The 25,975-nt window shown below is 67.9% G+C and carries 30 protein-coding genes; 19 read left to right on the top strand and 11 right to left on the bottom strand.

The window, feature by feature from the left end; translation table 11 throughout:
• The first annotated feature begins 24 nt into the window (after positions 1–24).
• From hemJ to ACT535_RS08520, 8 genes are all read left to right on the top strand, one after another.
• Positions 25–450 carry a protoporphyrinogen oxidase HemJ gene (hemJ, locus tag ACT535_RS08555; RefSeq protein WP_476364060.1) on the top strand — a complete coding sequence of 142 codons (426 nt, stop codon included), beginning with the start codon at positions 25–27 and terminating at the stop codon, positions 448–450.
• Between the two features lie 292 nt (positions 451–742).
• Positions 743–2,014 carry a transcription termination factor Rho gene (gene rho, locus ACT535_RS08550; protein ID WP_168458682.1) on the top strand — a complete coding sequence of 424 codons (1,272 nt, stop codon included), beginning with the start codon at positions 743–745 and terminating at the stop codon, positions 2,012–2,014.
• 259 nt (positions 2,015–2,273) lie between these two features.
• Positions 2,274–2,834 carry a NifU family protein gene (locus ACT535_RS08545; RefSeq protein WP_476364059.1) on the top strand — a complete coding sequence of 187 codons (561 nt, stop codon included), beginning with the start codon at positions 2,274–2,276 and terminating at the stop codon, positions 2,832–2,834.
• A 128-nt stretch (positions 2,835–2,962) separates the two neighbouring features.
• Positions 2,963–3,646: a tRNA (adenosine(37)-N6)-threonylcarbamoyltransferase complex dimerization subunit type 1 TsaB gene (gene tsaB, locus ACT535_RS08540; protein WP_168458795.1), complete on the top strand. Its 684-nt coding sequence runs from the start codon at positions 2,963–2,965 to the stop codon at positions 3,644–3,646.
• The gene (locus ACT535_RS08535) at positions 3,643–4,119 is read left to right on the top strand and encodes a GNAT family N-acetyltransferase (protein ID WP_168458684.1); all 477 of its coding nucleotides are present in this window, start codon (positions 3,643–3,645) and stop codon (positions 4,117–4,119) included. The genes tsaB and ACT535_RS08535 overlap by 4 nt, the downstream gene beginning before the upstream one ends.
• A gap of 153 nt (positions 4,120–4,272) precedes the next feature.
• The gene (locus tag ACT535_RS08530; RefSeq protein ID WP_476326460.1) at positions 4,273–4,656 is read left to right on the top strand and encodes a Fur family transcriptional regulator; all 384 of its coding nucleotides are present in this window, start codon (positions 4,273–4,275) and stop codon (positions 4,654–4,656) included.
• Positions 4,653–5,603 carry a lyso-ornithine lipid O-acyltransferase gene (olsA, locus tag ACT535_RS08525; protein ID WP_476364058.1) on the top strand — a complete coding sequence of 317 codons (951 nt, stop codon included), beginning with the start codon at positions 4,653–4,655 and terminating at the stop codon, positions 5,601–5,603. The genes ACT535_RS08530 and olsA overlap by 4 nt, the downstream gene beginning before the upstream one ends.
• The gene (locus ACT535_RS08520) at positions 5,600–6,466 is read left to right on the top strand and encodes an NAD-dependent epimerase/dehydratase family protein (protein WP_476364057.1); all 867 of its coding nucleotides are present in this window, start codon (positions 5,600–5,602) and stop codon (positions 6,464–6,466) included. Before olsA ends, ACT535_RS08520 begins: the two co-directional genes overlap by 4 nt.
• Positions 6,467–6,475: 9 nt before the next feature.
• Here the strand turns inward: ACT535_RS08520 and trmB are convergent, their stop codons facing one another.
• The 10 genes from trmB to ACT535_RS08470 all read right to left on the bottom strand — a co-directional run bounded on the left by trmB (position 6,476) and on the right by ACT535_RS08470 (position 16,785).
• On the bottom strand, positions 6,476–7,213 hold the full coding sequence (trmB, locus tag ACT535_RS08515; protein WP_476364056.1) for a tRNA (guanine(46)-N(7))-methyltransferase TrmB: 738 nt from the start codon (positions 7,211–7,213) through the stop codon (positions 6,476–6,478).
• A gap of 97 nt (positions 7,214–7,310) precedes the next feature.
• Complete coding sequence (gene metK / locus ACT535_RS08510; protein WP_476326215.1) at positions 7,311–8,504, bottom strand: methionine adenosyltransferase; 1,194 nt, start codon at positions 8,502–8,504, stop codon at positions 7,311–7,313.
• Positions 8,505–8,611: 107 nt separating this feature from the next.
• Entirely contained in the window at positions 8,612–9,019 is a 408-nt protein-coding gene (locus ACT535_RS08505; RefSeq protein WP_168458689.1) for a helix-turn-helix transcriptional regulator, read from the bottom strand.
• Between the two features lie 99 nt (positions 9,020–9,118).
• On the bottom strand, positions 9,119–10,693 hold the full coding sequence (gene lnt / locus ACT535_RS08500; protein ID WP_476364055.1) for an apolipoprotein N-acyltransferase: 1,575 nt from the start codon (positions 10,691–10,693) through the stop codon (positions 9,119–9,121).
• A gap of 83 nt (positions 10,694–10,776) precedes the next feature.
• Positions 10,777–11,745 (bottom strand): hemolysin family protein, encoded by a 969-nt coding sequence (locus tag ACT535_RS08495; RefSeq protein ID WP_168458691.1) that lies wholly within the window; start codon positions 11,743–11,745, stop codon positions 10,777–10,779.
• 24 nt (positions 11,746–11,769) lie between these two features.
• On the bottom strand, positions 11,770–12,291 hold the full coding sequence (ybeY, locus tag ACT535_RS08490) for an rRNA maturation RNase YbeY (protein WP_476364054.1): 522 nt from the start codon (positions 12,289–12,291) through the stop codon (positions 11,770–11,772).
• A gap of 3 nt (positions 12,292–12,294) precedes the next feature.
• A complete protein-coding gene (locus ACT535_RS08485) occupies positions 12,295–13,338 on the bottom strand; it encodes a PhoH family protein (protein WP_168458798.1) in 1,044 nt (347 codons plus the stop codon).
• Between the two features lie 86 nt (positions 13,339–13,424).
• Complete coding sequence (miaB, locus tag ACT535_RS08480) at positions 13,425–14,813, bottom strand: tRNA (N6-isopentenyl adenosine(37)-C2)-methylthiotransferase MiaB (protein ID WP_476364053.1); 1,389 nt, start codon at positions 14,811–14,813, stop codon at positions 13,425–13,427.
• Positions 14,814–14,950: 137 nt separating this feature from the next.
• Positions 14,951–16,099 (bottom strand): tRNA epoxyqueuosine(34) reductase QueG, encoded by a 1,149-nt coding sequence (queG, locus tag ACT535_RS08475; RefSeq protein ID WP_476364698.1) that lies wholly within the window; start codon positions 16,097–16,099, stop codon positions 14,951–14,953.
• Positions 16,096–16,785 carry a glutathione S-transferase family protein gene (locus ACT535_RS08470; RefSeq protein ID WP_168458693.1) on the bottom strand — a complete coding sequence of 230 codons (690 nt, stop codon included), beginning with the start codon at positions 16,783–16,785 and terminating at the stop codon, positions 16,096–16,098. Before ACT535_RS08470 ends, queG begins: the two co-directional genes overlap by 4 nt.
• Positions 16,786–17,137: 352 nt before the next feature.
• Between ACT535_RS08470 and ACT535_RS08465 the strand changes: the two genes are divergently transcribed.
• Positions 17,138–17,944, top strand: a complete 807-nt coding sequence (locus ACT535_RS08465) for an undecaprenyl-diphosphate phosphatase (protein WP_476364052.1) — start codon at positions 17,138–17,140, stop codon at positions 17,942–17,944.
• Positions 17,945–17,951: 7 nt separating this feature from the next.
• On the opposite strand, the gene ACT535_RS08460 is transcribed toward ACT535_RS08465, so the two are convergent.
• Positions 17,952–18,146, bottom strand: coding sequence for a DUF1674 domain-containing protein (locus ACT535_RS08460; RefSeq protein ID WP_168458695.1), 195 nt, complete (start codon positions 18,144–18,146; stop codon positions 17,952–17,954).
• Between the two features lie 163 nt (positions 18,147–18,309).
• On the opposite strand from ACT535_RS08460, the gene secB reads away from it, so the two are divergent.
• The 10 genes from secB to ACT535_RS08410 all read left to right on the top strand — a co-directional run bounded on the left by secB (position 18,310) and on the right by ACT535_RS08410 (position 25,861).
• Positions 18,310–18,789: a protein-export chaperone SecB gene (gene secB / locus ACT535_RS08455; RefSeq protein WP_168458696.1), complete on the top strand. Its 480-nt coding sequence runs from the start codon at positions 18,310–18,312 to the stop codon at positions 18,787–18,789.
• 180 nt (positions 18,790–18,969) lie between these two features.
• Positions 18,970–20,568, top strand: coding sequence for a sensor histidine kinase (locus ACT535_RS08450; protein WP_476364051.1), 1,599 nt, complete (start codon positions 18,970–18,972; stop codon positions 20,566–20,568).
• Positions 20,569–20,658: 90 nt separating this feature from the next.
• Positions 20,659–21,354, top strand: a complete 696-nt coding sequence (locus ACT535_RS08445) for a response regulator transcription factor (protein WP_168458698.1) — start codon at positions 20,659–20,661, stop codon at positions 21,352–21,354.
• A 155-nt stretch (positions 21,355–21,509) separates the two neighbouring features.
• The gene (gene pqqA, locus ACT535_RS08440) at positions 21,510–21,587 is read left to right on the top strand and encodes a pyrroloquinoline quinone precursor peptide PqqA (RefSeq protein ID WP_081437156.1); all 78 of its coding nucleotides are present in this window, start codon (positions 21,510–21,512) and stop codon (positions 21,585–21,587) included.
• 51 nt (positions 21,588–21,638) lie between these two features.
• Complete coding sequence (gene pqqB / locus ACT535_RS08435; protein WP_476364050.1) at positions 21,639–22,538, top strand: pyrroloquinoline quinone biosynthesis protein PqqB; 900 nt, start codon at positions 21,639–21,641, stop codon at positions 22,536–22,538.
• The gene (pqqC, locus tag ACT535_RS08430) at positions 22,535–23,356 is read left to right on the top strand and encodes a pyrroloquinoline-quinone synthase PqqC (protein WP_476364049.1); all 822 of its coding nucleotides are present in this window, start codon (positions 22,535–22,537) and stop codon (positions 23,354–23,356) included. The genes pqqB and pqqC overlap by 4 nt, the downstream gene beginning before the upstream one ends.
• A 1-nt stretch (position 23,357) precedes the next feature.
• A complete protein-coding gene (gene pqqD / locus ACT535_RS08425; RefSeq protein ID WP_168458700.1) occupies positions 23,358–23,633 on the top strand; it encodes a pyrroloquinoline quinone biosynthesis peptide chaperone PqqD in 276 nt (91 codons plus the stop codon).
• Positions 23,630–24,811 carry a pyrroloquinoline quinone biosynthesis protein PqqE gene (pqqE, locus tag ACT535_RS08420; protein WP_476364048.1) on the top strand — a complete coding sequence of 394 codons (1,182 nt, stop codon included), beginning with the start codon at positions 23,630–23,632 and terminating at the stop codon, positions 24,809–24,811. The genes pqqD and pqqE overlap by 4 nt, the downstream gene beginning before the upstream one ends.
• Positions 24,808–25,527 (top strand): hypothetical protein, encoded by a 720-nt coding sequence (locus tag ACT535_RS08415; RefSeq protein ID WP_476364047.1) that lies wholly within the window; start codon positions 24,808–24,810, stop codon positions 25,525–25,527. Before pqqE ends, ACT535_RS08415 begins: the two co-directional genes overlap by 4 nt.
• A complete protein-coding gene (locus ACT535_RS08410) occupies positions 25,508–25,861 on the top strand; it encodes a hypothetical protein (RefSeq protein ID WP_168458703.1) in 354 nt (117 codons plus the stop codon). Before ACT535_RS08415 ends, ACT535_RS08410 begins: the two co-directional genes overlap by 20 nt.
• Positions 25,862–25,975 lie beyond the last annotated feature (114 nt).

The raw sequence follows: 25,975 nt of genomic DNA, 5'->3' as shown, positions 1-25,975 counted from the left end.
GCGACAGATAAGGCTTTTGCTTCAATGCTCTACGAGTGGATCAAGGCGCTGCATATCATCGCCGTCATCGCCTGGATGGCGGGGATGCTCTATCTGCCGCGCCTGATGGTCTACCACTGCGCGGCCGAGGTCGGCTCGGTGCAGTCGGAGACCTTCAAGGTCATGGAACGGCGGCTGCTCAAAGCCATCATCAACCCGGCGATGATCGTCACCTGGCTCGCCGGCCTGTGGCTGGTCTACGAGGGCGGCTGGTACAAGGCCGGCTGGTTTCACGCCAAGTTCGCGCTGGTTCTGGCCATGTCGGCGATGCACGGTTTCCTCGTGCGCTGGGTGCGCGAATTCGCCGAGGACAGGAACATCCGGCCGGCACGCTTCTACCGCATCGCCAACGAGGTACCGACGCTGCTGATGATCGGCATCGTCATTCTGGTGGTGGTCAAACCGTTTTGATCCGACCCTCGCCTTTAGGGGGACTTGCGCACCCCTGACGGCGCGCCTATCTTGCGCGTGCTTTCCCAAACGCAGGCGAACGCGCTTCCCTTCGGTCCGGCATCCGCTCTTGGCGTCGTCTTGAAGACGCTGTCCTGGTGGAGCCGTCTTGGTCCGGCCGGCGCGTCAGGCGGCGAGCTGCGTGCCCCCGGCTTCCCCTGAAGACCTGCGATCCCGTCCTTCCCTCCACCAGCCGACCCCGATCCTGACCGATCGGCTCCCGGCCCCCCAATACCCATCGAGGCTTTCCCTTATGCGGGAAGTGAAACTTCAAGACCTCAAGTCCAAGACCCCCGTCGAGCTCCTCGCCTTTGCCGAGGAGAATGAGGTGGAAAACGCCAGCACGCTCCGCAAGCAGGAGCTGATGTTTGCGATCCTCAAGCAGCTGGCCGCCACCGAGACGGAGATCATTGGCGAGGGCGTCGTCGAGGTTCTGCAGGATGGCTTCGGCTTCCTGCGCTCGCCCGAGGCGAACTATCTGCCCGGTCCCGACGACATCTATGTCTCCCCCTCCCAGATCCGCCGCTTCGGTTTGCGCACCGGCGACACGGTGGAGGGGCAGATCCGCTCTCCCAAGGAGGGTGAACGCTATTTCGCGCTGCTCAAGGTCAACACGATCAATTTCGAGGACCCCGAGAAGGCGCGGCACAAGATCAATTTCGACAACCTGACGCCGCTCTATCCCGACGAGCGTCTCAAGCTCGAGCATGATGAGCCTGCCGGCAGCAAGAAAGACTTCTCGCCGCGCATCATCGACATCGTGGCGCCCATCGGCAAAGGCCAGCGTGGCCTGATCGTGGCGCCGCCCCGCACCGGCAAGACGGTGCTGCTGCAGAACATCGCCAAGTCCATCACCGCCAACCATCCGGAGTGCTTCCTGATCGTGCTGCTCATCGACGAGCGGCCCGAGGAAGTCACCGACATGCAGCGCTCGGTGAAGGGCGAGGTGGTTTCCTCCACCTTCGACGAGCCGGCCGTGCGCCACGTGCAGGTGGCCGAGATGGTGATCGAGAAGGCCAAGCGCCTGGTCGAGCATGGCCGCGACGTGGTGATCCTTCTGGATTCCATCACTCGCCTTGGCCGCGCCTACAACACCGTGGTGCCGTCCTCGGGCAAGGTGCTGACCGGCGGTGTGGACGCGAACGCCCTCCAGCGGCCCAAGCGCTTCTTCGGCGCGGCGCGCAACATCGAGGAAGGCGGCTCCCTCACCATCATCGCGACCGCACTCATCGAGACCGGCTCGCGCATGGACGAAGTGATCTTCGAGGAGTTCAAGGGCACCGGTAATTCGGAAGTCATCCTCGACCGCAAGGTCTCCGACAAGCGCGTGTTCCCGGCCATCGACATCACCCGGTCCGGAACCCGCAAGGAAGAGCTGCTGGTTCCTGCCGACACGCTCAAGAAGATGTACGTCCTGCGCCGCATCCTGAACCCCATGGGCACCGTGGATGCCATCGAGTTCCTGCTCGACAAGCTGCGGCAGACGAAGACCAACCAGGACTTCTTCGATTCCATGAACACCTGAGCGGTACACCTGAGCGCGCTCGCGCGCTCATCGCAGCAGGGCCGGACGAGCTCCGGCCCGGTTCGCGCGTGAACGAACCGCCAACAGCGCCCGGCGCGTGATTCGCGCGCCTTTCGTTCAGGCCCTGTTCGGCGAAGCTCAAGCGGGGCGTGTCAATTCGGGACGATCCCGGATCCCTCCCTTCCCGTTTCGCGGCGTCCTCCCTATCTTGAGAGAAACCGGCGGGTTTTCCCCGCACCGTTTCTTTTGAGGATTGGCCATGTTCATCCAGACCGAAACCACGCCGAACCCGGCGACCCTGAAGTTCCTGCCCGGCCGTTCGGTGCTGGGCGAGGGCGTGCTCGACCTGCGTTCGGCCGAGGACGCCGAGCTTTCCCCCCTCGCCCAGCGCCTGTTCGACGTGCGCGGCGTGTCGGGTGTCATGCTCGGCTCGGACTTCGTGACGGTGACCAAGACCGACAGTGAGTGGCCGCAGATCAAGCCGGCCATTCTTGGTGCCATCATGGAGCACTTCATGTCCGGGGCCCCGGTGCTGTCCGAGGGCGTGAAGCCGGATGTGGGCGACGGCGACGAGTTTTTTGACGCCAAGGATGGCGAGATCGTCGCCACCATCAAGGAACTGCTGGAAACCCGGGTGCGCCCGGCCGTCGCCAATGACGGTGGCGACATCACCTTCCGGGGCTTCGAGGACGGCGTGGTGTTCCTCAACATGAAGGGCTCCTGCTCGGGCTGCCCCTCCTCCACTGCCACGCTCAAGAACGGCATCGAAAATCTGTTGAAGCATTTCGTGGCGGAAGTGGCGGAAGTCCGGGCAGTCTGACAGCGCGGACCCCGATTTGAGGTATTCGGGAACGGTCTTATTAACCTTTCCCGAAAGTGAGCGTGCCGGGTTGCTTCCCCCCGCCACGGTTTCGGTTGATCGTGGCGGCGATCGGGGTGCCCGCGTTCATGTATGTCCTCGCCATAGACACGGCGCTTGCCGCCTGCTCCGCCGCGGTGCTCGACACCGAGACGGACAGCATCGTCTCGGGCGATTCGCTGCTCATGGAGCGGGGCCATGCGGAAACGCTGATCCCGCTGGTCGAGCAGGTCATGAGTTCCGCCGGTATCGATTTCGAGCATCTGGCGCGCATTGCCGTCACGGTGGGGCCCGGCAGCTTCACCGGCCTTCGGGTGGGCCTGTCCGCCGCCCGTGGTTTCGGGCTGACCGCCAATCGGCCGGTGGTGGGAGTGACCACGCTGGCCGCACTCGCCGCACCCTATCTCGCCCACGACGATGCGGTTCCGGTGGTCTCGGCCATCGATGCCCGCCACGGCCATGTCTTTCTGCAGATGTTCGGCGTCGGCGGGCGCACGCTGATCGCGCCGCGCATCACCAGCGTGCGGGAGGCCGCCCGCTCGGTGGCCATCGGAGCGGTGCGGATTGTCGGCTCCGGGGCCCATCTCGTGGCCGATGCCTGGCCGCCGGCGGAAAAGCTTCCCGAGCTGGTCGACGATACGCCCGCCCCCGATGTTGCGTGGGTCGCCCGTCTCGGCTCCGTCGCCGATCCCGAAGCGGCCGAGCCGCGCCCGCTCTACCTGCGGCCTCCCGACGCCAAGCCGCAGGACAAGGCCCGCATCGCCCGCCGATGAAGCGCCTGCTCGATCGCCTGTTTCCGCCGCGCCCGCCGCTGCTGCGGGCCGCCACGGCCGCGGACATCCCCCATCTTGCCGCCATCCATGCCCGCGCCTTCGCGCGCGGCTGGGGCGCCGACGAGTTCGAGCGGCTCCTCGCCGATCGCGCCGTGCGCGCCCACGTGGCGGCGCTCGGCCCCCGCAAGCCGCCGGTGGGCTTCGTCCTGTCCCATTGCGTACCGCCCGAATCGGAGATCCTGACCGTCGCCGTCGTCACCGACCGTCGCCGCCGTGGCATCGGCCGGGCTTTGGTCTCCTTCCATCTCGCGCGCCTCGCCGCGGAAGGCGTCTCGACCTCCTTCCTGGAGGTTGAGGCGGGCAACGCCGCCGCCCGCACGCTCTATGCCCGTCTCGGCTATGGCGAGGTCGGTCGGCGCCGGGGCTATTATGCGGACGGTGCCGATGCGCTGCTGCTGCGTCGCGACTTTTGAGCTTCGGCAAGCGAGTGGTGGCAAGCCTTTGTCCGCCCCCTTGCAGCGGGCAGGCGGCGGCGCGATAAGGCAAGGGAAAGTCCCCGGGTCGTCGCGGAGGTCCGCTTGAGCGGAAAGATCAGCCTCATTGAGGAAGCCTGCCTGGCCAAGGGCATGCGGATGACCGAGCAGCGCCGCGTCATCGCCCGCGTGCTGTCCGGCGCGCAGGATCATCCCGACGTGGAGGAACTGCACCGCCGCGCCGTGGCCATCGACGACAACATCTCCATCTCCACGGTCTACCGCACCGTGAAGATGCTGGAGGATGCCGGCATCATCGAGCGGCACGATTTCGGCGACGGCCGCGCCCGCTACGAGCAGATGCCCGACGAGCACCATGACCACCTGATCGATCTCAGGTCCGGCCAGGTGATCGAGTTCCGCTCCGAACAGATCGAGGCGCTGCAGGAGCAGATTGCCCGGGATCTCGGTTTCAAGCTGCGCGGCCACCGCCTCGAGCTGTATGCGGTGCCGCTCGACGAGGACGAGAAGCAGTGAGCCTTTCCGGCGGGCCTGCTGCAGCGCCCGCTTCCGGCGACGGTCCTGCTGCGCCGACCGGGCTGGCGCCGCTCGGCCCCGAGCAGCCCGCCCTCTCGCGCCTGCTCGACCGGCTGCGCCTAGCCGGAGTGCTCGCCACGGTCGGCACGGTGACGCTGGTGGGCATTCCCTTCCAGTGGATCGCGCTGAAGCTGGGCCTTGATGCCCGCCGCCACATCCCGCGGCTCTACCATCGCGTCCTTTTGCGGCTCATCGGGGTGCGCGTGCATGTGCGCGGCACGCCGGCCGCCGATCGGCCGCTGCTGATCCTCGCGAACCACGCCTCCTGGCTCGACATTCCAGTGGTCGGTTCGCTGACGCCGCTGTTCTTCGTGGCGAAGAGCGAGGTGTCGGGCTGGCCGCTGATCGGGCTGCTCGCCAAATTCCAGCGCACCGTGTTCGTCGATCGCCAGCGCCGCCATGCCACCGGCGCGGTGAACCGGGAGATCGCGGATCGTCTTGTCGACGGCGACCCGGTCGTACTGTTCGCGGAAGGCACCTCAAGCGACGGCAACCGTGTGCTGCCCTTCCGCACCGCTCTGGTGGGCGCCGCGCGCGAGGCCTTCGCCGGCGGGACGGAGGTGGTGGTGCAGCCCCTTGCCGTGTCCTATGTGCGCCTCCAAGGCCTGCCCATGGGCCGCAGCCACCGGCCCGTGGCGGCGTGGTTCGGGGACATGGAGCTGGCTCCGCACCTCATGGACGTGCTGCGCCATGGCGCCATCGACGTGGAGGTCACGTTCGGCACGCCGGTGACGCTCGATGCCGCCCATGACCGCAAGAGCGTGACGCGCGATAGCGAGGCCACGGTGCGCCGCCTGTGCGCCCTCGCCCTCGCCGGCCGGCCGGGCGATCCGGCGGTGCAGTCGCCCTTGCCGGATGCCGGCACCTCGGGCATCACCCGGCCATGATCTCGCTCGCGGCTATCGGCTTCGGCTATTGCGCCCGGCATCTCGTCGCCGAGGATCGCGACGCATTTGGCCGCATCGTCGGCACCTCGCGGGAGGCCGCGCGGCTTTCCACATTTCCGGCCGACGTGGAGGCCTTCGCCTTCGACGGAACGACGCTGTGCGATGGGCTCGCGAGTGCTTTGGCTGGCGCCCAGATCCTGCTGGCGTCCGCTCCACCGGACGATCGGGGCGACCCCATCCTGTGCTGCGCTGCGGAAATCCTCGCGTCCGGCCGCCTGCGCCAGGTTGTCTATCTCACCACGCTCGGCGTCTACGGCAACCACGACGGGGGCTGGGTAGATGAGGCGACACCGCCACGAGCCGGGAGCGCCCGCCTTGAACGCCGGCTGAAGGCGGAGGCCGACTGGCAGGATTTCGGCCGCAGGCACGGCATCCGCGTGGCGGTGCTGCGCCTTGCCGGCATCTACGGTCCGGGGCGCAACGCGCTGGCCCAGCTGCGCGTCGGCACGGCCCGGCGCATCGACAAGCCGGGGCAGGTGTTCAACCGCATCCATGTGGACGACATCGTCTGCGCCATTCGCGCCGCGATAGCGCACCGTTACGACGGCATCCTCAACGTCACCGACGACCTGCCCGCACCGCCCGGCGATCCCATCGCCTATGCGGCGGAACTGCTCGGCATGGACCCGCCGGCCGCCATTCCCTTCGAGGAGGCGGCCCGGGAGATGAGCCCCATGGCCCTTTCCTTCTGGTCCGGCAACAAGCGCGTGGGCAATGCCCGGCTCAAGGAAGAGCTGGGGGTGAGGCTTCGCTATCCCACCTATCGTGAGGGGCTGTCCGCACTCCACGCCGCGGGCGAGTGAACGCTTTTCCTAGCGCCGGATGAACGTGAGGTAGGTGGGCACGCGGCCTTGCGCGATGGCCTTCGCCTCGTAGCGCGTGCCGGGCCAGAACGGATAGGGCTTGCGCCAGTCGTCGGCCCGCTGCGCCGTCCAGGTGAAGGCACCGTGCGCGCGGACATGAGCGAGGGTCCAGCCCACGTAGTGCGGCACGTCGGAGGCGAAGCGAAACACGCCGCCGGGGCGGATGACGCGGGCAAGCCTGTCAAGATTGTCGGGGCGCACGAAGCGGCGCTTCCAATGCCGCTTCTTCGGCCAGGGATCGGGATAGAACAGGTCTGCCCCGTCGAGGCTTCCCGTAGGCAGCCGATCGAGCAGCAACGCGGCGTCCAGGTCGAAGACCCGCACGTTGGAAAGGCCGCGGGCGTCGAGGTCCACCAGCATCCGGGCAAGGCCGTTGAGGAAGGGCTCGACGCCGATGAAGCCCACATCCGGCCGCCGCGCGGCGTGGTCTATGAGGTGCTCACCGCAGCCGCAGCCAATCTCGAGCCAATATCCCTGCACCGGTTGGGGAAACAGGCTGGCCGGGACGGAGGCCGCGTCCAGTTCGAGCTTGTAGCGCGGCAGCAGGTGGGTGAGGGCGTCCTGCTGCAGTCCCCGCAGCGTCTTGCCGATGCGCCGGCCATAGAAGGCGCCGCGCGCCTCGAAGTCCGCAGCGGCGGAGGAGGGGCTCGCGGATTGGCTTTGGTGTTCGCTCGGCTGCTGGCTCATGGCGGTCATGCTGAAAAAGGCGCCGGCCGGACTGCAGGGCAATCCGGCCGGCGGGTCAACTCAGATGGCAAGGCGCGGAGTGGCCGCCCCTGGGGGCTCAGGCCACGGCCGCCTTGAGCGCGTCCACGAGGTCGGTCTTCTCCCAGGAGAAACCGCCGTCGGCTTCCGGCGCGCGGCCGAAATGGCCGTAGGCTGCGGTGCGGGCATAGATGGGCTTGGTGAGGCCGAGATGCTCGCGGATGCCGCGGGGGCGCAGGTTCATCACCTCGCGCAGCACCTTTTCGAGCTTCGCCTCGTCCACCTTGCCGGTGCCGTGCAGGTCCACATAGACCGCCAGCGGATCGGACACGCCGATGGCATAGGCGAGCTGGATGGTGGCGCGGTCGGCCAGATCCGCGGCGACCACATTCTTGGCGAGGTAGCGCGCTGCATAGGCCGCCGAGCGGTCCACCTTGGTCGGATCCTTGCCGGAGAAGGCACCGCCGCCGTGGGGAGCCGCGCCACCGTAGGTGTCCACGATGATCTTGCGGCCGGTGAGGCCGCAGTCGCCGTCGGGACCGCCGATGACGAACTTGCCGGTGGGGTTGACGTGCCACACGGTGGCATCCGTCACCCAGCCGTCCGGCAGGGTCTTCTTGATGTAGGGCTCCACGATGGACTTCACGTCGTGGGACGTGAGGTGCTCGTCCAGGTGCTGCGTGGACAGCACGATCTGGGTGACGCCCACCGGCTTGCCGTTCTCATACTGGACGGTGACCTGGCTCTTGGCGTCCGGACCGAGGGCATGGGTCTCGCCGGAATGGCGGGCGTCGGCCAGCACCTTCAGGATCTTGTGGGCATAATAGATGGGAGCGGGCATCAGCTCCGGGGTTTCGCGCACGGCGTAGCCGAACATGATGCCCTGGTCGCCGGCGCCCTCATCCTTGTTGCCGGCGATGTCCACGCCCTGGGCGATGTCCGCCGACTGGGCGTGCAGCAGCACGTCGATGTCGGCGGTTTCCCAGTGGAAGCCGGCCTGCTCGTAGCCGATGTCCCGGATGGCCAGACGCGCGGCGTGGGAGAGGAGATCCCTGGTGATCGAGGACGGGCCGCGGGTTTCGCCGGCGATCACCACCTTGTTGGTGGTGGCGAGCGTCTCGCATGCGACGCGAACCTGGCTCGGATCCCACCCTTCGGTTTCCGCAGTGCGGAAGAAGGTATCGACCACTTCGTCGGAAATCCGGTCACAGACCTTGTCCGGATGACCTTCGGAAACCGATTCACTGGTGAAAAGATAAGATTGACGCGCCATATGACGGCCCCTGTTACGCCCGCGCCACGGTGCGGCCGCCCTTTGTGGCAACGCAGCGGCGGGCGGTCAAGGTCGTCAACGCGAAATCGTTCGCCAAAACGAACGCTTCACGCCTCGGCTTCGCCGGCGATGGCGATCACCAGATCGACGATGCGGCGCCGGACGCGGGCGTCCGAGATCCGCATGAAGTTCCGGGTCAGCGTCAGTCCGTCGGAAGTGGCGAGGAAGTCAGAGACGTAGGCCGGGGACTGTTCCTCGGAGAAGCCCTCGCCTTCGGGGCCGACCGTGGGGGCGCCCTCGAAGAAGAAGGCGACAGGAACGCCAAGCACAATCGAAATCTGCTGGAGCCGGCTCGCACCAATGCGATTCGTGCCCTTCTCGTACTTCTGGATCTGCTGGAAGGTGATGCCCAGATGCTCGCCCAGCTTCTCCTGGCTCATCCCCACCATCATCCGCCTCATGCGGACACGCGAGCCAACGTGCTTATCAATAGGGTTCGGCGCCTTCTTGGCCATGGTCTCTCCGGCTATGTCGGAAAAGATTACTCGATACTTCGCTGCGCGAAGGCTGCCCTGATTGCCGGCGAACATAGGGACACAATCGGAACGCGTCGATCAACCTTTGCGTGTAATGCAACCGCAAAGCGGTGCGGAAGCTAGGGCAAAAGCAACGGCGAGAAGCGTGAGGATGACCATACCGCCAAGCTTGGCAGCAACAGAAACCGTTTCCAGTGACTTCGGCAGGGGACCATCCACCAGGCCCTCCTTTCCGAGATCGTGAGATGCGACAATACGCCCCACCGGATCGACGATCGCGGAGATGCCCGTATTGGCGGCGCGAACCAGCGGGAGCCCTTCCTCGACCGCACGCATGCGGGCCTGCGCGAAATGCTGGTAGGGACCGGGCGTCAGGCCAAACCATGCGTCATTGGTCAGGTTGAGCATCCATGCCGGCCTCGGACCTACCGGAACTACCTTTCCAGGAAAGATAATTTCGTAACATACGAGAGGCGACGCCAGCGGCAGGCCCGGGATCTGGAGGGCGGCAAGCGCCGCGCCGGAGGAGAAACCGCCTCGCACACGTGTAAGTTGTTCAAGGCCGAGCGCTTCAAGCTCGGCCTGAAACGGCAGGTATTCCCCGAACGGCACGAGATGCACCTTGTCGGTGTTCTCCAGCACCCGCCCGCGGTGGTCCATCACCCTGATGGAATTGAAGAATGGGGAACGCTGGCCGGGCGGGGGCAGGTCATAGCGGATGGCGCCCGTCACCAGCGTCACGTTGGCTGGCAAAACCGAGGCAATGGCCTCGGCCGCCCAGGGTTCCCGTTCGTAAATGAAAGGAAAGGACGATTCCGGCCAGATCAGAACGGTGACGTCGGCGAGCCCGGCAGGATAAGTCGCGCTCTTCTGCGCGCTCAAAGCCAGATAGTCTTGCAGGATCTTCTCGCGCCGGTCATAGGCGAACTTCTTGTCCTGCGACAGGTTCGGCTGCATCACCCGTAGCGCAACGCCGGGCACCGTCTCGAGCGGGGTCACCGAGAGGCGGTAGCCGCCCCATAGCGCGGTCCCCGCGATGACCAGAGCCGCCGCGCCGACGGCCGCAAGGCCGCGCCGGCCCGGCACGAGGAGCAGCACCGGTGTCGAGAGCAACAGCACGCAGAAGAAGGTGAGGCCCCACACCCCGATCACGGCTGCCGCCTGCATCAGCAGCAGGTCGTCGGAAACCGCATAGCCGTAGGTATTCCAGGGAAAGCCCGTGAGCACATGTCCGCGCAGCCATTCCGCCAGCGTCAGGCCGAAGGTGAGCGCGAACAGCCTGAGGCCCCCCTTGGACCACAGCAGCCGGGCCACTGCCGTTCCGAACGCCGTGAACAGCGCCAGCCCCGCCGGCATGGCGACCACCGCGAACGGCAGCAGCCAGCCGAAAACGTCCGCCTCCACCAGGAAGGCGGCGCCGATCCACCAGAGGGATGCGAGGAAATAGCCGAAGCCGAACCACCAGCCGACCCCCGCCGCCGAAACCAGACGGGTCTTGAGATCGCCCCGGCAGCCGTCGAGCAGCAGCACCAGCACCGGGAAGCTGATCGCCAGCACAGGCCACAGATCGAACGGCGGCATGGCGAGGGCGCCGACCGCTCCCGCGATCCATGCGACGCTCCGCCGCCGCCACCCGGTGAGGAAGCGCAGCATCAGGATGCGTCCGCGCCACGACATGCCAGTCGGGGGCGCGCCGCGGCGAGGAGCGGCCTTGGAGGGAACAGCCACGCGGACGGTCAGGCGTCGGGCAAGGCGTGCCCGGCGGCGGCGCCGTCGAGATCCCGGGGCGGGATGATGCGCAGCTTCTTCAGCCGGCGTGGATCGGCATCCACCACGTCCACGTCGAAGCCGCCCGGCAGCGAGATCACCTCGCCGGATTTCGGCACGCGGGAGGCGATGCGCACCACGAGGCCGCCCACGCTGTCCACCTCCTCCATCGCCTCTTCCGACGCGAAGCCGGTGCCGAGCACTTCCACCGCCGCCTCCAGCGGGGTGCGGGCGTCGGCGAGATAGCTGCCGTCGGGCTGGCGGGTCAGAAGGGTTTCGGCCGCCTCGTCGTGCTCGTCCTCGATCTCGCCGACGATCTCCTCCACCACGTCCTCGATGGAGACGAGGCCGTCCGTGCCGCCATATTCGTCGATGACCAGGGCGAGGTGGGTGCGCGCCGCCTGCATGGAGACGAGCAGATCCACCGCCGGCATGGACGGCGGCACGTAGAGGATGCGGCGGATGAGGCCCGCGGTCTCCAGCGTCGCGTCGAGATTGACCTTGCCGAGGTCGATCTTGCCGGATGCGGAGGCGAGGTCGCCCGCGAGGAAAGCGATGAGGTCGCGGATGTGGACCATGCCGACCGGGTCATCCAGCGTGTCGTCATAGACGACGAGCCGGGAATGGCCGACCGTGACGAACAACTTCAGCAGTTCGCCCAGCGGGGCATCCTTGCGCACGGCGACGATCTCGGCGCGGGGCACCATGATGTCGCCGATGCCCACGTCCCGCAGGTGCAGGATGTTGCGCAGCATCTTGCGCTCGGATGGGGTGAATTCCCCCTCCTCCTCGGGTGTCTCCGCCGCGGCGAGCACCTCCACGAGGTCGGTGCGCAGGGAGCCGTGCGGGCGGAACGTGCCGAGGAGGGCACGCAATCGATCGAGAAAACTTTGCGGCTCCGCGGAGCTGGTCTCGGTCGGTTGGTCGATGTTGGACATGTTCGTTATCAAGCCGCCGTCGCTTCAGTCCTGCGGCAGGCCATAGGGATCGTCGATCCCCAGGCCCGCGAGGATGTCGCGCTCAAGCGCCTCCATTTCCTCTGCTTCGTTGTCTTCGAGATGGTCGTAGCCCATGAGGTGCAACGTTCCGTGCACCACCAGATGGGCGAGATGGTCGGCCGGCGCCTTGCCCTCCGCCTCGGCCTCGCGGCTGAGCGTTTCCAAAGCGACGATGATGTCGCCGAGGGGTTGGGGAGCGCCGATGTCGTCCGGCAGGTCCGGCTGGGGGAAGGACAGGACGTTGGTCGCCTTGTCCATGTCCCGCCAGTCGCGGTTGAGCACGCGAATGCGCGCGTCGTCGGTGAGGGTGATGGCCACCTCGCACGGCTCCGGCACGTCCTCCGCGCAGGCGGCCAGCGCCGCCCGGCAGGCGCGGATGGCGACCGCTTCCGCGTCCGGAATGACGGACCAGCCCTCGGCCTCCAGCGCGACGTCGATGTCCGCGTCGATCTCAGGAGCCTGCGGGATGGCGGCGGGCGCGACCATGGCTCAGCTCCCGGCCTTGCCGGCGAGGCGGGCGGAGGCGGCTTCGATCTTGGCCGCGTCCAGGCGCTCGTAGGCGGAGACGATCCGCTGCACCAGTTCGTGGCGCACCACGTCCTCTGCCTTGAAGTGGCAGATGCCGACGCCCTCGACGCCTTCCAGCAGCCGCACCGCTTCGGCGAGGCCGGAAATCTGCCCGCCGGGCAGATCGGTCTGGCTCGGGTCGCCGGTGACGATCATGTGGGAGTTCTCGCCCAGGCGGGTGAGGAACATCTTCATCTGCATGGAGGTGGCATTCTGCGCCTCGTCCAGGATCACCGCGGCGTTGGAGAGCGTGCGTCCGCGCATGAAGGCGAGCGGGGCGATCTCGATCTCGCCGGACTGCAGGGCCCGCTCGACGAAGGGGCGGTCCATCAGGTCATAGAGCGCGTCGTAGATGGGCCGCAGATAGGGGTCCACCTTCTCCTTCATGTCGCCCGGCAGGAAGCCGAGGCGCTCGCCCGCCTCGACGGCGGGACGGGAGAGGATGATCTTGTCCACCATCCGCCGCTCCAGCAGATGGACGGCGTAGGCCACCGCGAGCCACGTCTTGCCGGTGCCGGCGGGGCCGTTGCCGAACACGAGCGTGTGCCGCTTCAGCGCGCGGATATAGGCATCCTGCGCGGCGGTGCGGGCGCGCACCGGGCGGCGGCGCAGGTGGATCTCGTCGAACGACTGGCGCTGCTCGGCCGGGTCGAAATCGAAGAGGGAGCCCTGCGAAGTGACTTCGCGGATGGCGCCGTCCACGTCGCCCTGGCTGATGTCGCGGCCCTTGCGCAGCGCCTCGTACAGGTGCTCCAGCACGGCCCTAGCCTGCTCGCAGGCATCGCGCTCGCCTTCCAGCGTCACGTGGTTGCCGCGCGAATCCGCCTTCACCCCCAGCTTGCGCTCGATGAGGGCAAGGTTGCGGCCGTAATGGCCGAACAGCTGGGTGGCGAGCCGGTTGTCGTCGAAGGCCAGCACCACATGGGCGGCGGCCGGCTCGTCCGGATCGGCCCAGGGGGCCGTCACCGCCGCGCGGGCGGGGCCGGGAGAGGCCTGCTGGCCGGAGGCCGCAAGGGGACGATCACGGTTGTCGCTGCCGGATCTGCGCAAGCTCAGGCCTCCATGGCCGCAAGCGGCCGGGAATGGGCGGGGGAAGGGGTCGTTTCGGCGGGGACGCCGGCGAGGCTGTTCGGGCCGACGTCGGTGATGGTGACGGTGAGAAGTTCGCCGATGCCGGCGGGCGGGTCGTTCACCACCACGCTCTGGAGATACGGCGATCGGCCGATGAGCTGGCCCGGCTGGCGGCCGGGCTTCTCCAGCAGGATATCGAAGGTGCGGCCCCGGCAGGCGGCGTCGAAGGCCGTCTTGGAGGCCTCCAGCAGCCTGTGCAGTTCCTCGAGGCGCGCGGCCATCACCTCTTCCGGCACCTGCCCTTCGTGCTCGGCGGCGGGCGTGCCGGGTCGGGCGCTGTACTTGAAGGAATAGGCGCTGGCGAAGCCGACCTCGCGCACCAGATCGAGCGTATCCTCGAAGTCGCGATCCGTTTCGCCGGGGAATCCGACGATGAAGTCGGAGGACAGGGCGAGGTCGGGCCGCGCGGTGCGCATCTTCTCGATGAGGGACAGGAACAGGTCGCGGCCGTGCCTGCGGTTCATGGCCGCCAGAATCCGGTCGGAGCCGGACTGCACCGGCAGGTGCAGATAGGGCATCAGCTGCGGCAGGTCGCGGTGGGCGGCGATGAGGTCGTCGCCCATGTCACGAGGATGGGAGGTGGTGTAGCGCAGCCGCGCCAGCCCCTCCATCTCAGCGAGCCGCTCCATGAGCCGGGCGAGGCTCCAGACCTTGCCGTCCGGCCCCTCGCCGTGGAAGGCGTTGACGTTCTGGCCGATGAGGGTGATCTCGCGCACGCCCTGGTCGAGGAGGCGGGCGGCCTCGTCGAGGATCTTCGTGACCGGACGCGAGACCTCGGCGCCGCGGGTGTAGGGCACTACGCAGAAGGTGCAGAACTTGTCGCAGCCCTCCTGCACCGTCACGAACGCCGCCGGGCCGCGCTTGCGGGTGGCGGTGCGGGTGGGCGCGGGTAGGTGATCGAACTTGTCCTCGGCGGGGAATTCGGTGTCCACCACCCGCTTGCCGGCCTTCGCCTCGGCCAGAAGCTCGGGCAGGCGGTGGTAGCTCTGGGGGCCGACCACGACGTCCACCACCGGGGCGCGGCGCATGATCTCGGCGCCTTCGGCCTGGGCGACGCAGCCGGCGACGGCGATCATGGTGTCGGAGCCGGCTTCCTGCTTCTGCTTCCTGAGGCGCCCAAGCTCTGAATAGACCTTCTCGGCGGCCTTCTCGCGGATATGGCAGGTGTTGAGGATCACAAGGTCGGCCTCGGCCGGGTCCTGCGTCTCCACGTATCCCTCGCGCGCCAGCGTGTCCGCCATACGATGGGAATCGTAGACGTTCATCTGGCAGCCGAAGGACTTCACATAAAGCTTGCGGGGCTCGTGCATGTCGCCTGTTCTGTCGCCGTCGATCTTCGCGTGTGGGCGCGACGCGATCGTGACGCCAGCTCTTGTCGCCCCCTTCATGGTTCCGTGAGCTTTTGATCCTACCGGCAAACGCTAGGATTGGAAATGGGCGGCGGGTCTCACGCCCCGGATGTCGCTGCGGCCCACTCGGCCGCGACCGCCGGATCGGTCTCCGCCGGCTCCCGCTCTGCGCCCCTGCGGGCGATCGTCCCGCGGTCCGCCAGCCGCCCGAGCGCCCACACCGCAGCACCTCTGACCAGAGCGGATTCATCCGCCAGCCGCGCCTCCGCAAGGGACAGAAACGCGGCATCTCCCGAATTGCCGATGGCGATCAGCACGTTGCGCACGAAGCGGTCGCGCCCCACCCGCTTGATCGGGCTTTTCGGGAAGCGGGCGCGGAAGGCCGCGTCGTCCAGTACCACCAGCTCGGCCAGCGGCGGCGCGTCGTTCTCGGCCCGCGCGGCGAGCTTCGCCTCCTGGCCCATTTGCGCGAACTTGTTCCAGGGGCAGGCGGCGAGACAGTCGTCGCAGCCATAGATGCGGTTGCCCATGAGCGGGCGCAGCTCAGCCGGGATCGGACCTTTGTGCTCGATGGTGAGGTAGGAGATGCAGCGCCGCGCATCGATGACGTAAGGCGAGGGGAAGGCGGCGGTCGGGCAGGCGTCGAGGCAGGCGCGGCAGGAGCCGCAATGGTCCTTTTCGGGCGCGTCGGGCTTAAGCTCCAGCGTGGTCGCGATGGCACCGAGGAACAGCCAGGAGCCGAAATCCCGCGAGATGAGATTGGTGTGCCGCCCCTGCCAGCCGAGGCCCGCGGCGGCGGCGAGCGGCTTTTCCATGAGCGGAGCGGTATCCACGAACACTTTCACGTCGGCCGTGACGCCGCGTTTGCCTGCCTCCGCCAGCAGCGCGCGGGCGACGCGCTTGAGCTTCGGCTTGATGATGTCGTGATAATCCTCGGCCCGCGCATAGACCGAGATGGCGCCTGCGCTGCTCTGGGCCAGCACGGCACGGGGGTCTTCGGCGGGTCCGTAATTGAGGCCGAGCATGATGACGCTGCGCATGTCCGGCCACAGCGTCAGGGGATCGGCGCGGCGGTCCAGCGTCTCGGCCATCCAGCCCATGTCGCCATGGGCGCCGTCTGTGACCCAGGCGCGGAGCCGTTCCCCGGCGGGAAGACCCGCCTCGGGCCGGGCGATGCCGACGGCATCGAACCCCTCGTCACGGGCGAGGCGGCGGACGATCTCCTCCAGCCCGCCCGCGTCCGTCAGAAATCGAGGTCCGCGTAGGTCTTGGAGGGGGGCATGCCTGGGATGCTCTCGGTGAGCAGGGCGCGGAAGGTCGGGCGCGACTTGATCCGCGCGTACCAGTCCCTCGCGTGCTCGTCCTCGTCCCACGGTACGTCGCCCAGATAGTCGGCCACCGAGAGATGCGCGGCGGCGGCAAGGTCGGCCTGGCTCAGCTTCTCGCCGGCGAGCCATTTGCGCGCCTTGGCCAGCCAGCCAATGTATTTCAGATGATAGCGTATATTGGCGCGCGCCACCCGGAGCGAGGTGGCATCCGGCGATCCGCCGCCCTGCTCGCGCGTCATGTAGCGCTTGTGGATGCGCTCCCGCACCAGCGGCTCGGTGGATTCGACGTACATCTTCTCGTTGAACCACTGGGTCAGCCGGCGCACCTCCACGCGGCCGGCCGGATCTTCCGGCAGGAGGCGGTGGGCGCCGAGGGCGAGGCCCCGGGTCTCATCGAGATATTCGGCGATGATGAAGGCGCCCGGCACCGAGGCCGCCATCTCCTCGACGATCACCGGCGTCTCCCCCGACGGATTGAGCGCGAGGAAGCCCGGCCGTCGCTCCCACACGCGCTCCTCCACCAGCTCCGGCTCCAGGCCGTATTCGGCGAGCAGCAGGCGGACGAATCGGGAATGCGGGCAAAAGGGATGATGATGCAGATACATGGGCCGATTTCGCCGGGGGTCGAAGGGAGGGGGCGAGGCACCCGGCGTTGCCTATGATTAGAAGCCGAACCTTTCCGATTGGTTCCTCCCTGCTGCAGCGCGGGCTGGCGGCCGGCTGCTCTCGCATTTCGCATTCCAATCGTGGTGAGCGAATCATGAACGATGCCGCGCGCCCGCCAACGGCCTGCCCTTCGGCTATTTGCCGCTCTGTTGCGATGCGGCCACAGCGTGGCCGGAAACGCGTCAATGGCCCCAGCCCCGTCCTTCCGCAGCGGCGCGCCACGTTGCACCCGCGAAGGCAAGCGGAGAGGATGGCGGCCGCCTTGTTCCCGCCTCCCGGATTTTCTCTCCCATGACTCTCGGCGACATGCTCGAAGCGCTTGTTCTCGGCCTGCTGGAAGGGCTGACGGAATTCATCCCCGTCTCCTCCACGGCGCATATTCTGCTCGCCGGGCACTTTCTCGGCTTCGAGAGCAACGGCCACACCTTCGAGGTGCTGATCCAGCTCGGCGCGGTGCTCGCCATCCTCACGGTCTATTTTCAGCGCTTCCTCCGCGTCGCCCAGCAATTGCCCACCAATCCGGGCGCGCGGCGCTTCGTCATCGGTATCCTCATCGCCTTCCTGCCGGCGGCGGTAATCGGCGCAGCGGCGCACGGCTTCATCAAGAGCGTGCTGTTCGAGACGCCCGCCCTCATCTGCGGCACGCTCATCTTCGGCGGCATCATCCTGTTGTTCATCGACAAGGTGGTTCCGGAACCGCGCTACAACAACGCCATGGGCCTGCCCTGGCACATCGCGCTCATCATCGGCTTCTTCCAGTGCCTCGCGATGATTCCCGGCATGTCGCGCTCGGGCTCGACTATCGTCGGCGCCATGCTGATGGGCGTGGACAAGCGGGCGGCGGCGGAATTCTCGTTCTTCCTCGCCCTGCCCACCATGTTCGGCGCGTTCGCCTACGACCTCTACAAGAACCGCAGCAACCTCTCGATGGACGATGGCCTGCTCATCGTCATCGGCTTCGTGGCGGCATTTTGCGCGGCGGTTGTGGTGGTGAAGTCGCTGCTCGATTTCGTGTCGAAGCACGGCTATGCGCCGTTCGGCTGGTGGCGCATCGCGGTGGGCATCGCCGGCCTCATCGGCCTCGCGCTGGTCGGCTGAGGGGCCTTCAGAAGTCGGTGGCGATGCCGCCGACTTCCCAGTCGCCGTAACGCACGGGCTCCGGGCCGTTGCGGCCGTTGATCTCTTTCGGCCGATCCTTCTGCGCGGCGTCAATGGCCGCACGCCTGGCCTCGGCCTCGGCCAGCGCGCGCTTCGCCGCCTCGCTCAGGGGCTTGCGCGGCCCGGTCTTGTCCTCGTCCATGGTCCCGTCTCCCAACTCGCCGCGTGAGGCATGCCTCCGGTTGAGGAGCGGCCGACCTCACCCGTGCGCATCCTTGCACCCGCGGCGGAAAGCGTGCTAGCAGCGCCGCGCTTTCAGGTCGTGCCCGCGGGGCCGACCCAACACCCCACGGATGGAGATGCGCATGGCCTCGCAGAATGGCGGCCCCAACCCGAATGCGGCGCCGTCGCTGAACGTGCTCGCGCAGTATATCAAGGATTTCTCCTTCGAGAATCCGAACGCGCCGCGTTCGCTTGCCGCTCCCCCGGCCCAGCCCGACGTCAGCATCCAGATCCACGTCAACGCCAAGCCCGGCGGAAACGGCGAGTTCGAGGTCGAGCTGAAGATCGACGGTGGCGCGAGCGTCGAGGGCAACACCCTGTTTGCCTTCGAGCTGGTCTATGCCGGCGTGTTCCGCATCCTCAACATCCCCGAGCAGAGCCTGCAGCCGGTGGTGCTCATCGAGTGCCCGCGCCTGCTCTTCCCGTTCGCCCGCCAGATCATCGCCGACGCGGTGCGCAACGGCGGCTTCCCGCCCCTGATGATCGATCCGGTGGACTTCGCTGCGCTCTATCAGCAGCGCCTGCAGGCGGAAGCCGAGCGTCTCCAGGCCGGCCAGGCCTGAACCTGCCGCTCCACTGATCTTCGACGGAGCCCGCCGCCGCAGCGCCAGACGCCTGCGGCGGCGGGCTTTTTCGTGCGTCCCTTTTCCTTTTGCCCGTGCGCCGCATTGTGGCAGGCTCCGCCGCGCCGGAGCGGGCCAGTGGTGGCGCGACACCGGCGGGAGACAGGCCGGGCGGGGCGAATGCGATCCATCCGTTTCAAACTGGCCGCGCTGGCGGGCGCCACGGCGATTCTTGCGGTGCTCGCGGGTCTCAGCGTGCTCATCGCCCTGCGTGCCGTGGACGGGGCGCTGGAGGCGGCGGTCTCGGCCCAGCAACGGCTCGACGTGCTGACCGAGATTTCGGCGCGCCTCTCCGACTACGGCCTTGCCGCCATCGCCGCCACCGAGAGCCCGACCGCGGGCGCCGGGCGGCTCGAGGATGCCCGCTCCCGCGTCTCCGCCCTGCTGGAGGCCTCGACCGTGAAGGCGGTGCAGGCGGCGCCCGAGCTGTCGAGCGGCCTCAGGCCGCAGGAACGGCTGCTCGCCCGCCTCAGGGCGGATTTCATTTCCCTCGACCGGCAGATCACCGCCGCGACCCGTGACCCGGACACCATGCGTCGGGGTGACCGGGTGCGCGGCTCCCTCAATGCGTTCGCCGCCTCGGCGGGGCCGACGCTTTCCCTGCTGGTGGAAAGCGAGCGCCGGGGCGTCACGGCCGCCCGGGAGGAGGCGCTGGCATTGGCAGACCGGCTGCGCATCGGCGCCGTCGCCATTGCGCTGGCGGTGTTCGCCGCCGCGCTGGTGCTGTATCGCGCGCTGGCACAGCCGCTGCTCGGCCGGCTGAGGGAGATCGACAGGGCAGCCGCGGCCATCGGCCGCGGCGACCTGTCCGCCCGTCTCGCCATCGGCCAGCGGGACGAGCTGGGCGTGCTGATGGCCCGTTTCAACCGCATGGCCGCCCTGCTGGCCCGGCGCGAGCGCAAGGTGGCGCAGGACCGGGCGGAGCTTGAGAAGACGGTGGCGGAACGTACGGTGGACCTCACCGAGGCGAACGCCCGCCTCGCCGCCATCGACGCCTCCCGCCGCCGCTTCTTCACCGATGTGAGCCACGAACTGCGCACGCCGCTCACCGTCATCATCGGCGAGTGCGACGTGACCCAGCGGGCGCCAGCCATACCGGAGGCACTGAGCCGCACGGTGCTCACCACCATCCGCAAGCGCGCCGGCATGCTTCACCGCCGGGTGGAGGATCTGCTGCGGGTGGCTCGCTCCGAAAGCGGCGAGATCGAGCTGGTGTTCCAGGATACGCCGCTGGCGCCCCTGCTGGCCGATGCGGTGGCGGGGCTGGAGCCGGTGGCGCGGCGGCAGGGGGTGGCGCTGGTGCTGCACGCCCCGGAGCCTGGCCTTCTCGTGCATGCCGATCGGGAATGGCTGCGGCAGGTGCTGGAAGGGCTCATCGACAACGCCTTGCGCCATGGCCGGCCCCTCACCCGCATCTCCGTGGCAGTGGAACGGGGCGTGGATTCGGACGGGCATGGCGTCGAGATCGTCAGCGTCACCGATGACGGGTGCGGCATCCCGCCTGAGGCGCGGGCGCGCCTGTTCGAGCGTTTCGCACGCGGCGCGCGGCTCGGCGGTGCCGAGGGATTCGGCCTGGGGCTGGCCCTGGCCGATTGGGTGGTGACGCGGCACGGCGGACGTATCACACTGGAGGACGGGGCGCAGGGCGGCACCCGGGTGGCGATCGCCCTGCCGCAGGCCGCGGCATCGGCGGCGAACGAGCCCGACTCCGCGGTTTGACCAGCGGCTGGATTGCCGGCATTGCGCGACAGCCCTGCCCCGCGGACCATGCGATGGTCCGGGACAGCCCCGATGGGCACAGGAGGAACCATGAACATCCTGGTGGTGGAAGACGACAGCGACATCGGCGCCATGCTGAGCCGCGGCCTCTCCGCCGAGGGGTTCGACGTGACCGTCGTGGGCCGCGCCGATGAGGCCCTCGAGACGGCACGTCAGTACAATCCCTGCGCCGTGGTGCTCGACATGATGCTGCCGGACGGCTCCGGCATCGACGTGTGCCGGGCGCTGCGCAGCGCCGGCCATTCCGGCCCCATCCTGTTCCTGAGCGCCAAGGACGAGGTGCATGACCGCGCCGAGGGCCTGGGCGCCGGGGCGGACGACTACATCGTCAAGCCGTTCGTGTTCGGCGAGCTGGTGGCGCGGCTGCGCACCCATCTCCTGCATCGCCTCGGCGAGAGCCACGCCGACCGCGTCATGGCGGGGCGGCTGGTGCTCGATCCCTCCACCCGCACCGCGAAGTTCGGCGAGGTGCATGTGCGGCTCACCGAGCGCGAGGCCGATCTCCTGGCCCTGCTCATGGCCAGCCCCAACCGCCCCATCGCCCGCGGCGAGATCTTCGACCGGCTCTGGGCCAGCCAGGGCGGCGCCTCGCTCAATGTGGTGGACGTCTATGTGGGCTACCTGCGCACCAAGCTTGCGCCCGTGGGCCGCGCCGGCGGCCCCCAGGTGGCGACCGTGCGGGGGCGCGGCTTCATGCTCGACCTCTCCGCACCGTCAGCGCATTGATGAGCTCTAGAAGTATTGCAATGCAGCAAAAGATTTCACTTGCGGGAACGGATTCGGCTGCCAATATTTGACTCCGTTGTAGCGAAAAACCTCGCTACTTCAATTTCTTATGATCTTCTTATGAGGGTCGTGAGAGAACACTGGAGGAAAGCATCATGCGCTGGAACAAGCCCCAGGTTTGCGAAGTCTGCGTCGGCATGGAAGTCACCGCTTACCTGCCGGCCGATTTCTGATCGACGGAGGTCGGGAGCCGCGAACGATTAGGCAGGAGCGTCCGTCGCGTCATGCAGGTGATCGTTCTCGGTTCAGCGGCCGGCGGCGGCGTTCCCCAGTGGAACTGCCGCTGTCCGGTGTGCCAACTGGCATGGAAGGGTGATCCACGGGTCACGCCCCGAACCCAGTCGAGCATCGCCGTCTCGGAGGACGGCGCCTCGTGGGTGCTCCTGAACGCTTCGCCCGATCTTCGGGCCCAGATCGCCGCGACCCGGGCGCTTCAGCCTCGGGTGGATGGCCGCGACAGCCCCATTCGCGCCGTCGTCCTCACCAATGGTGACGTGGACCACATAGCCGGTTTGCTGACGCTGCGGGAGCAGCAGGCGTTCGAGGTGTACGGCACGGCCGACACGCTCGCGCTCATTGAGCAGAATCAGGTCTTCGACGTGGTGTCCAAGGCGCTGGTGCGCCGGGAGCCGGTTTCGTTCGAAGTCCCCTTCTCGCCGGTTCCGGGGCTGACCATGGAATTCTTCACCGTGCCCGGCAAGGTGCCGCTCTGGCGCGAGGACGCCTCCCTCGTCATCGGCGAGGAGACGGGCTCGACGGTGGGCGTAACAATCACCTCGGCCGACAGCCGCCTCGTCTACGTCCCCGGCTGCGCCGCGGTCACCGACGCCCTGCGCAAGCGCATCTCAGGCGCCGACCTGCTGTTCTTCGACGGCACGCTCTACCGCGACGACGAGATGATCGCGGCCGGGATCGGCACCAAGACGGGGGCCCGCATGGGGCACCTGTCCATGTCCGGCGCGGACGGCACGGTGGCGCTCCTCGCCGACCTGCCTGTGGCGCGCCGGGTGTTCATCCATATCAACAACACCAATCCCGCGCTGATTGATGGCTCCGAGGAGCACCGCGCCATGGAAGCGGCTGGCTGGACGGTCGCCCGGGACGGAATGGAGTTCTCCCTATGAGCGCGCAAGCCGCCGTCCGGGTGCTGGCCGAAGCTGCCGACCTTCCCGCCGATTTCCCGCCTCTGCCGTCGCCGCAGGAGCCCCTGTCGCCCGAGGGTCTGGAGGCCGCACTGCGCGCGGTGGGCGCGACGCGCTACCACAACCTCCATCCCTTCCATAAACTGCTGCATTCCGGCCGGCTGAACCGGGATCAGGTGCGCGCCTGGGCGCTCAACCGCTACTGCTACCAGTCCGCCATTCCCCGCAAGGATGCGGCCCTGATGGCGCGCTGCGACGACCGCGAACTGCGCCGGGAATGGCTGCACCGCATCACCGACCATGACGGTTTCGGCGAGGATTCAGGCGGCATCGAGCGCTGGCTGGTGCTGACCGACGGCCTCGGCCTCGACCGCGACTACGTGGTCTCGAAGGAAGGCGCGCTGCCGGCCACCAAGTTCGCGGTGGAGGCCTATGTGCGTTTCGTCGCCGAGAACACGCTGCTGGAGGCGGTCGCCTCCTCGCTCACCGAGCTGTTCGCGCCGGGCATCCATGCCGAGCGCATCTCGGGGATGCTGGAGCACTACGACTTCATCAACGAGAAAGTCGTCGCCTATTTCCGCCGCCGCCTCGACCAGGCGCCGAAGGATGCGGACTTCGCCCTCGAATACGTGAAGGAGCACGCCCGCACGGCCGCCGAGCAACGCGCCGTGATCCGCGCCCTCACCTTCAAGACCGAGGTGCTGTGGGCGCAGCTCGACGCGCTCTATCTCGCCTATGTGGCGCCGGGCTGGCCCGCGCCGGGCGCGTGGCGGCCGGGCGTTGCCATCGTTGGGGAATGAGATGCGCGCCGAGGAAACCGACGTTCCGCGCCTGCCCCGCGGCGTGAAGCTCAAATACGATCAGGTGCGGTCCCGCCATGTGCTTTTGGCGCCGGAGCGGGCGTTCGACATCGACGAGACCGCCGCCGCCGTTCTTGAGCTGGTGGACGGGAAGCGCACCTGCGCGGAGATCGTGGACGCCCTGGCCGCCCGCTACGATGAGCAGCGCGAAGTCATTGCCGATGACGTCAAGGACATGATCGGCGGCCTCATCGCGCGCCGGGTGATCGAGACATGAGCGAGATCGCGAGCGATATCCAGGCCGCTGTGCGCGAGGCGCCCCGCCCGGCGGCGGCGCCTCCGGTCGGCCATCCCATCGGCATCCTCGCCGAGCTGACCCACCGCTGCCCGCTGCGCTGCCCCTATTGCTCGAACCCACTGGAGCTGGAGCGCCGCGAGGCGGAACTCGACACCGCCACGTGGAAGCGGGTGCTGAGCGAGGCGGCGGCGCTGGGCATCCTCCACGTCCATCTTTCCGGCGGCGAACCGACCGCGCGCCCGGACCTCGTGGAACTGACCGCCCACTGCGCGGCAGAGGGGCTCTACACCAATCTCATCACCTCCGGCATCGGCCGTGCCTCGGGCATGATCGACGCGCTGTCGGAGGCCGGGCTCGACCACGTGCAGCTTTCCGTGCAGGGCGCGAGCGCCGAGACCGGCGACCGCATCGGCGGCTACAAGGGCGGCCATGCGGCGAAGCTGGAATTCGCCCGGAAGGTCACGGACCTCGGTCTGCCGCTGACGCTCAATGCCGTCATCCATCGCGGCAACATCCACGAGGTGGAGGACATCATCGCCCTCGCCGTGGCGCTGAAGGCCCGCCGGCTGGAGGTGGCGCACACCCAGTATTATGGCTGGGCCTATGTGAACCGGGCGGCGCTGATGCCGGCGCGGCCGGACGTGGATCGCTCGGTGGCGCTGGTGGAGGAGGCGCGGCGGCGCCTTGAGGGCATCCTCGTCATCGACATGGTGATCCCGGATTATTACGCCCGCTATCCCAAGCCCTGTTCCGGGGGCTGGGGCCGGCGCACGCTGAATGTCACCCCCACGGGCCGGGTGCTGCCCTGCCATGCGGCGGAGAGCATCCCGAATCTCGAATTCTGGTCCGTTCGTGATCGCGCGCTGGGTGACATCTGGAGGTCTTCGCCGGCCTTCAACGCCTTCCGCGGCACCGACTGGATGCGCGAGCCGTGCCGCAGCTGCGACCGGCGCGACATGGATTTCGGCGGCTGCCGCTGCCAGGCCATGGCTCTGGTGGGCGATGCGGCGGCGACCGACCCCGCCTGCTCGCTCTCGCCCTTCCACGCCCGCGTCGAGGCGCTGGCGACGGAGGAGGCTGCGGCGGTCGCGCCGGACTATCTCTATCGCACCATCGGCGGAGCGCCGGAAAAGGCGTCCGAAGGAGCCGCATCGTGAGCCTGCGTCGCGCGTTGGGCCTCTGGCTCGTCCTCATGGCGGCCCTGTTTTCCGGCGGCGCCCTCGTCATGCCCCAGGCGGCGAGCGGGGCCGAGGCGCATGCCGCCTCCCAGCAGGCCGCTCCCGATGCGGCGACGCTGCTGTTCGAGGATCCGCAGCTGGCCAGTACCAAGCCGGGCCAGACGCTGACCTATCGATATGCCCGTAAGGTGGCCGATCCTGAACTGGGCGCCAGCTTCGAGGATCGCGTGGTGCTGATGATCGAGGCGAGCGCGAGCGGGGGCGATGCCCGTGACGTGAAGGTCGATTTCTTCACGCCCGAGCGCCACCACGCCGCCGGCCCGTTCGAGGGCGTGACCACAAACCCCATGCTGCTGTTGTTCCTTGAGAATCACCTCGGGGACCTGTCCGGCCGGCTCAAGGGCAATCCGCGCTATTTCAAGACCGCCATCCGCACAGCTTTGCGCGACGCGGCCACGGTCGCCGCCGCCGACCTCACCGTGGGTGGGCAGGCCGTGAAGGGGTGGCGCGTCACGGTGGCGCCGTTCAAGGGCGATCCCAATGCCGTGCGGATGCGGGGGCTCGATACCCTCGCCTATACGTTCGAGGTGTCGCCGGACGTGCCGGGCCAGATCGTGCGCATGGCCATCAAGGCCGACGCGCCGGGCGGCACCCTGTGGGAGGAGAGCATCGCCTATGATCCGACGGGCCATTGAGGCCGGCGCCCTGCTGCTCGCCCTCGGCGGGGCGGCGACTGCGGCGACGGCCAGCGACAACGATTATCCCACCTCCGCCCGCGTGGACTACGTGTTCGGCTGCATGGCGGCCAACGGCCAGACCCGGGAGACCATGGCGCGGTGCTCCTGCTCCGTGGATACCCTCGCCTCGATCCTTCCCTATGATCACTATGTCGCGGCGGAGACGATCCTCTCCATGCGGCAAGGCGTGGGGCAGGCGGCGAACATCTTCCGCAATACACCTCAATACGACGACACGATTGCGGAGCTTCGCCGGGCGCAGGCGGAAGCTGAAATCACCTGTTTCAAGTAGAGCATTTCGCGTCGCACAAATCATTCTCGCAGGCGCCGCACATGTGACGGGTTTTCGGCCCCGCTTCGCTGTGTTAGCTTCCCCGCCAAGAACAGACGCATGGCGCACGGATTT

The organism is Xanthobacter sp. DMC12 (genome assembly GCF_056314105.1).
This window is presented reverse-complemented; position numbering and strand designations above follow the sequence as displayed.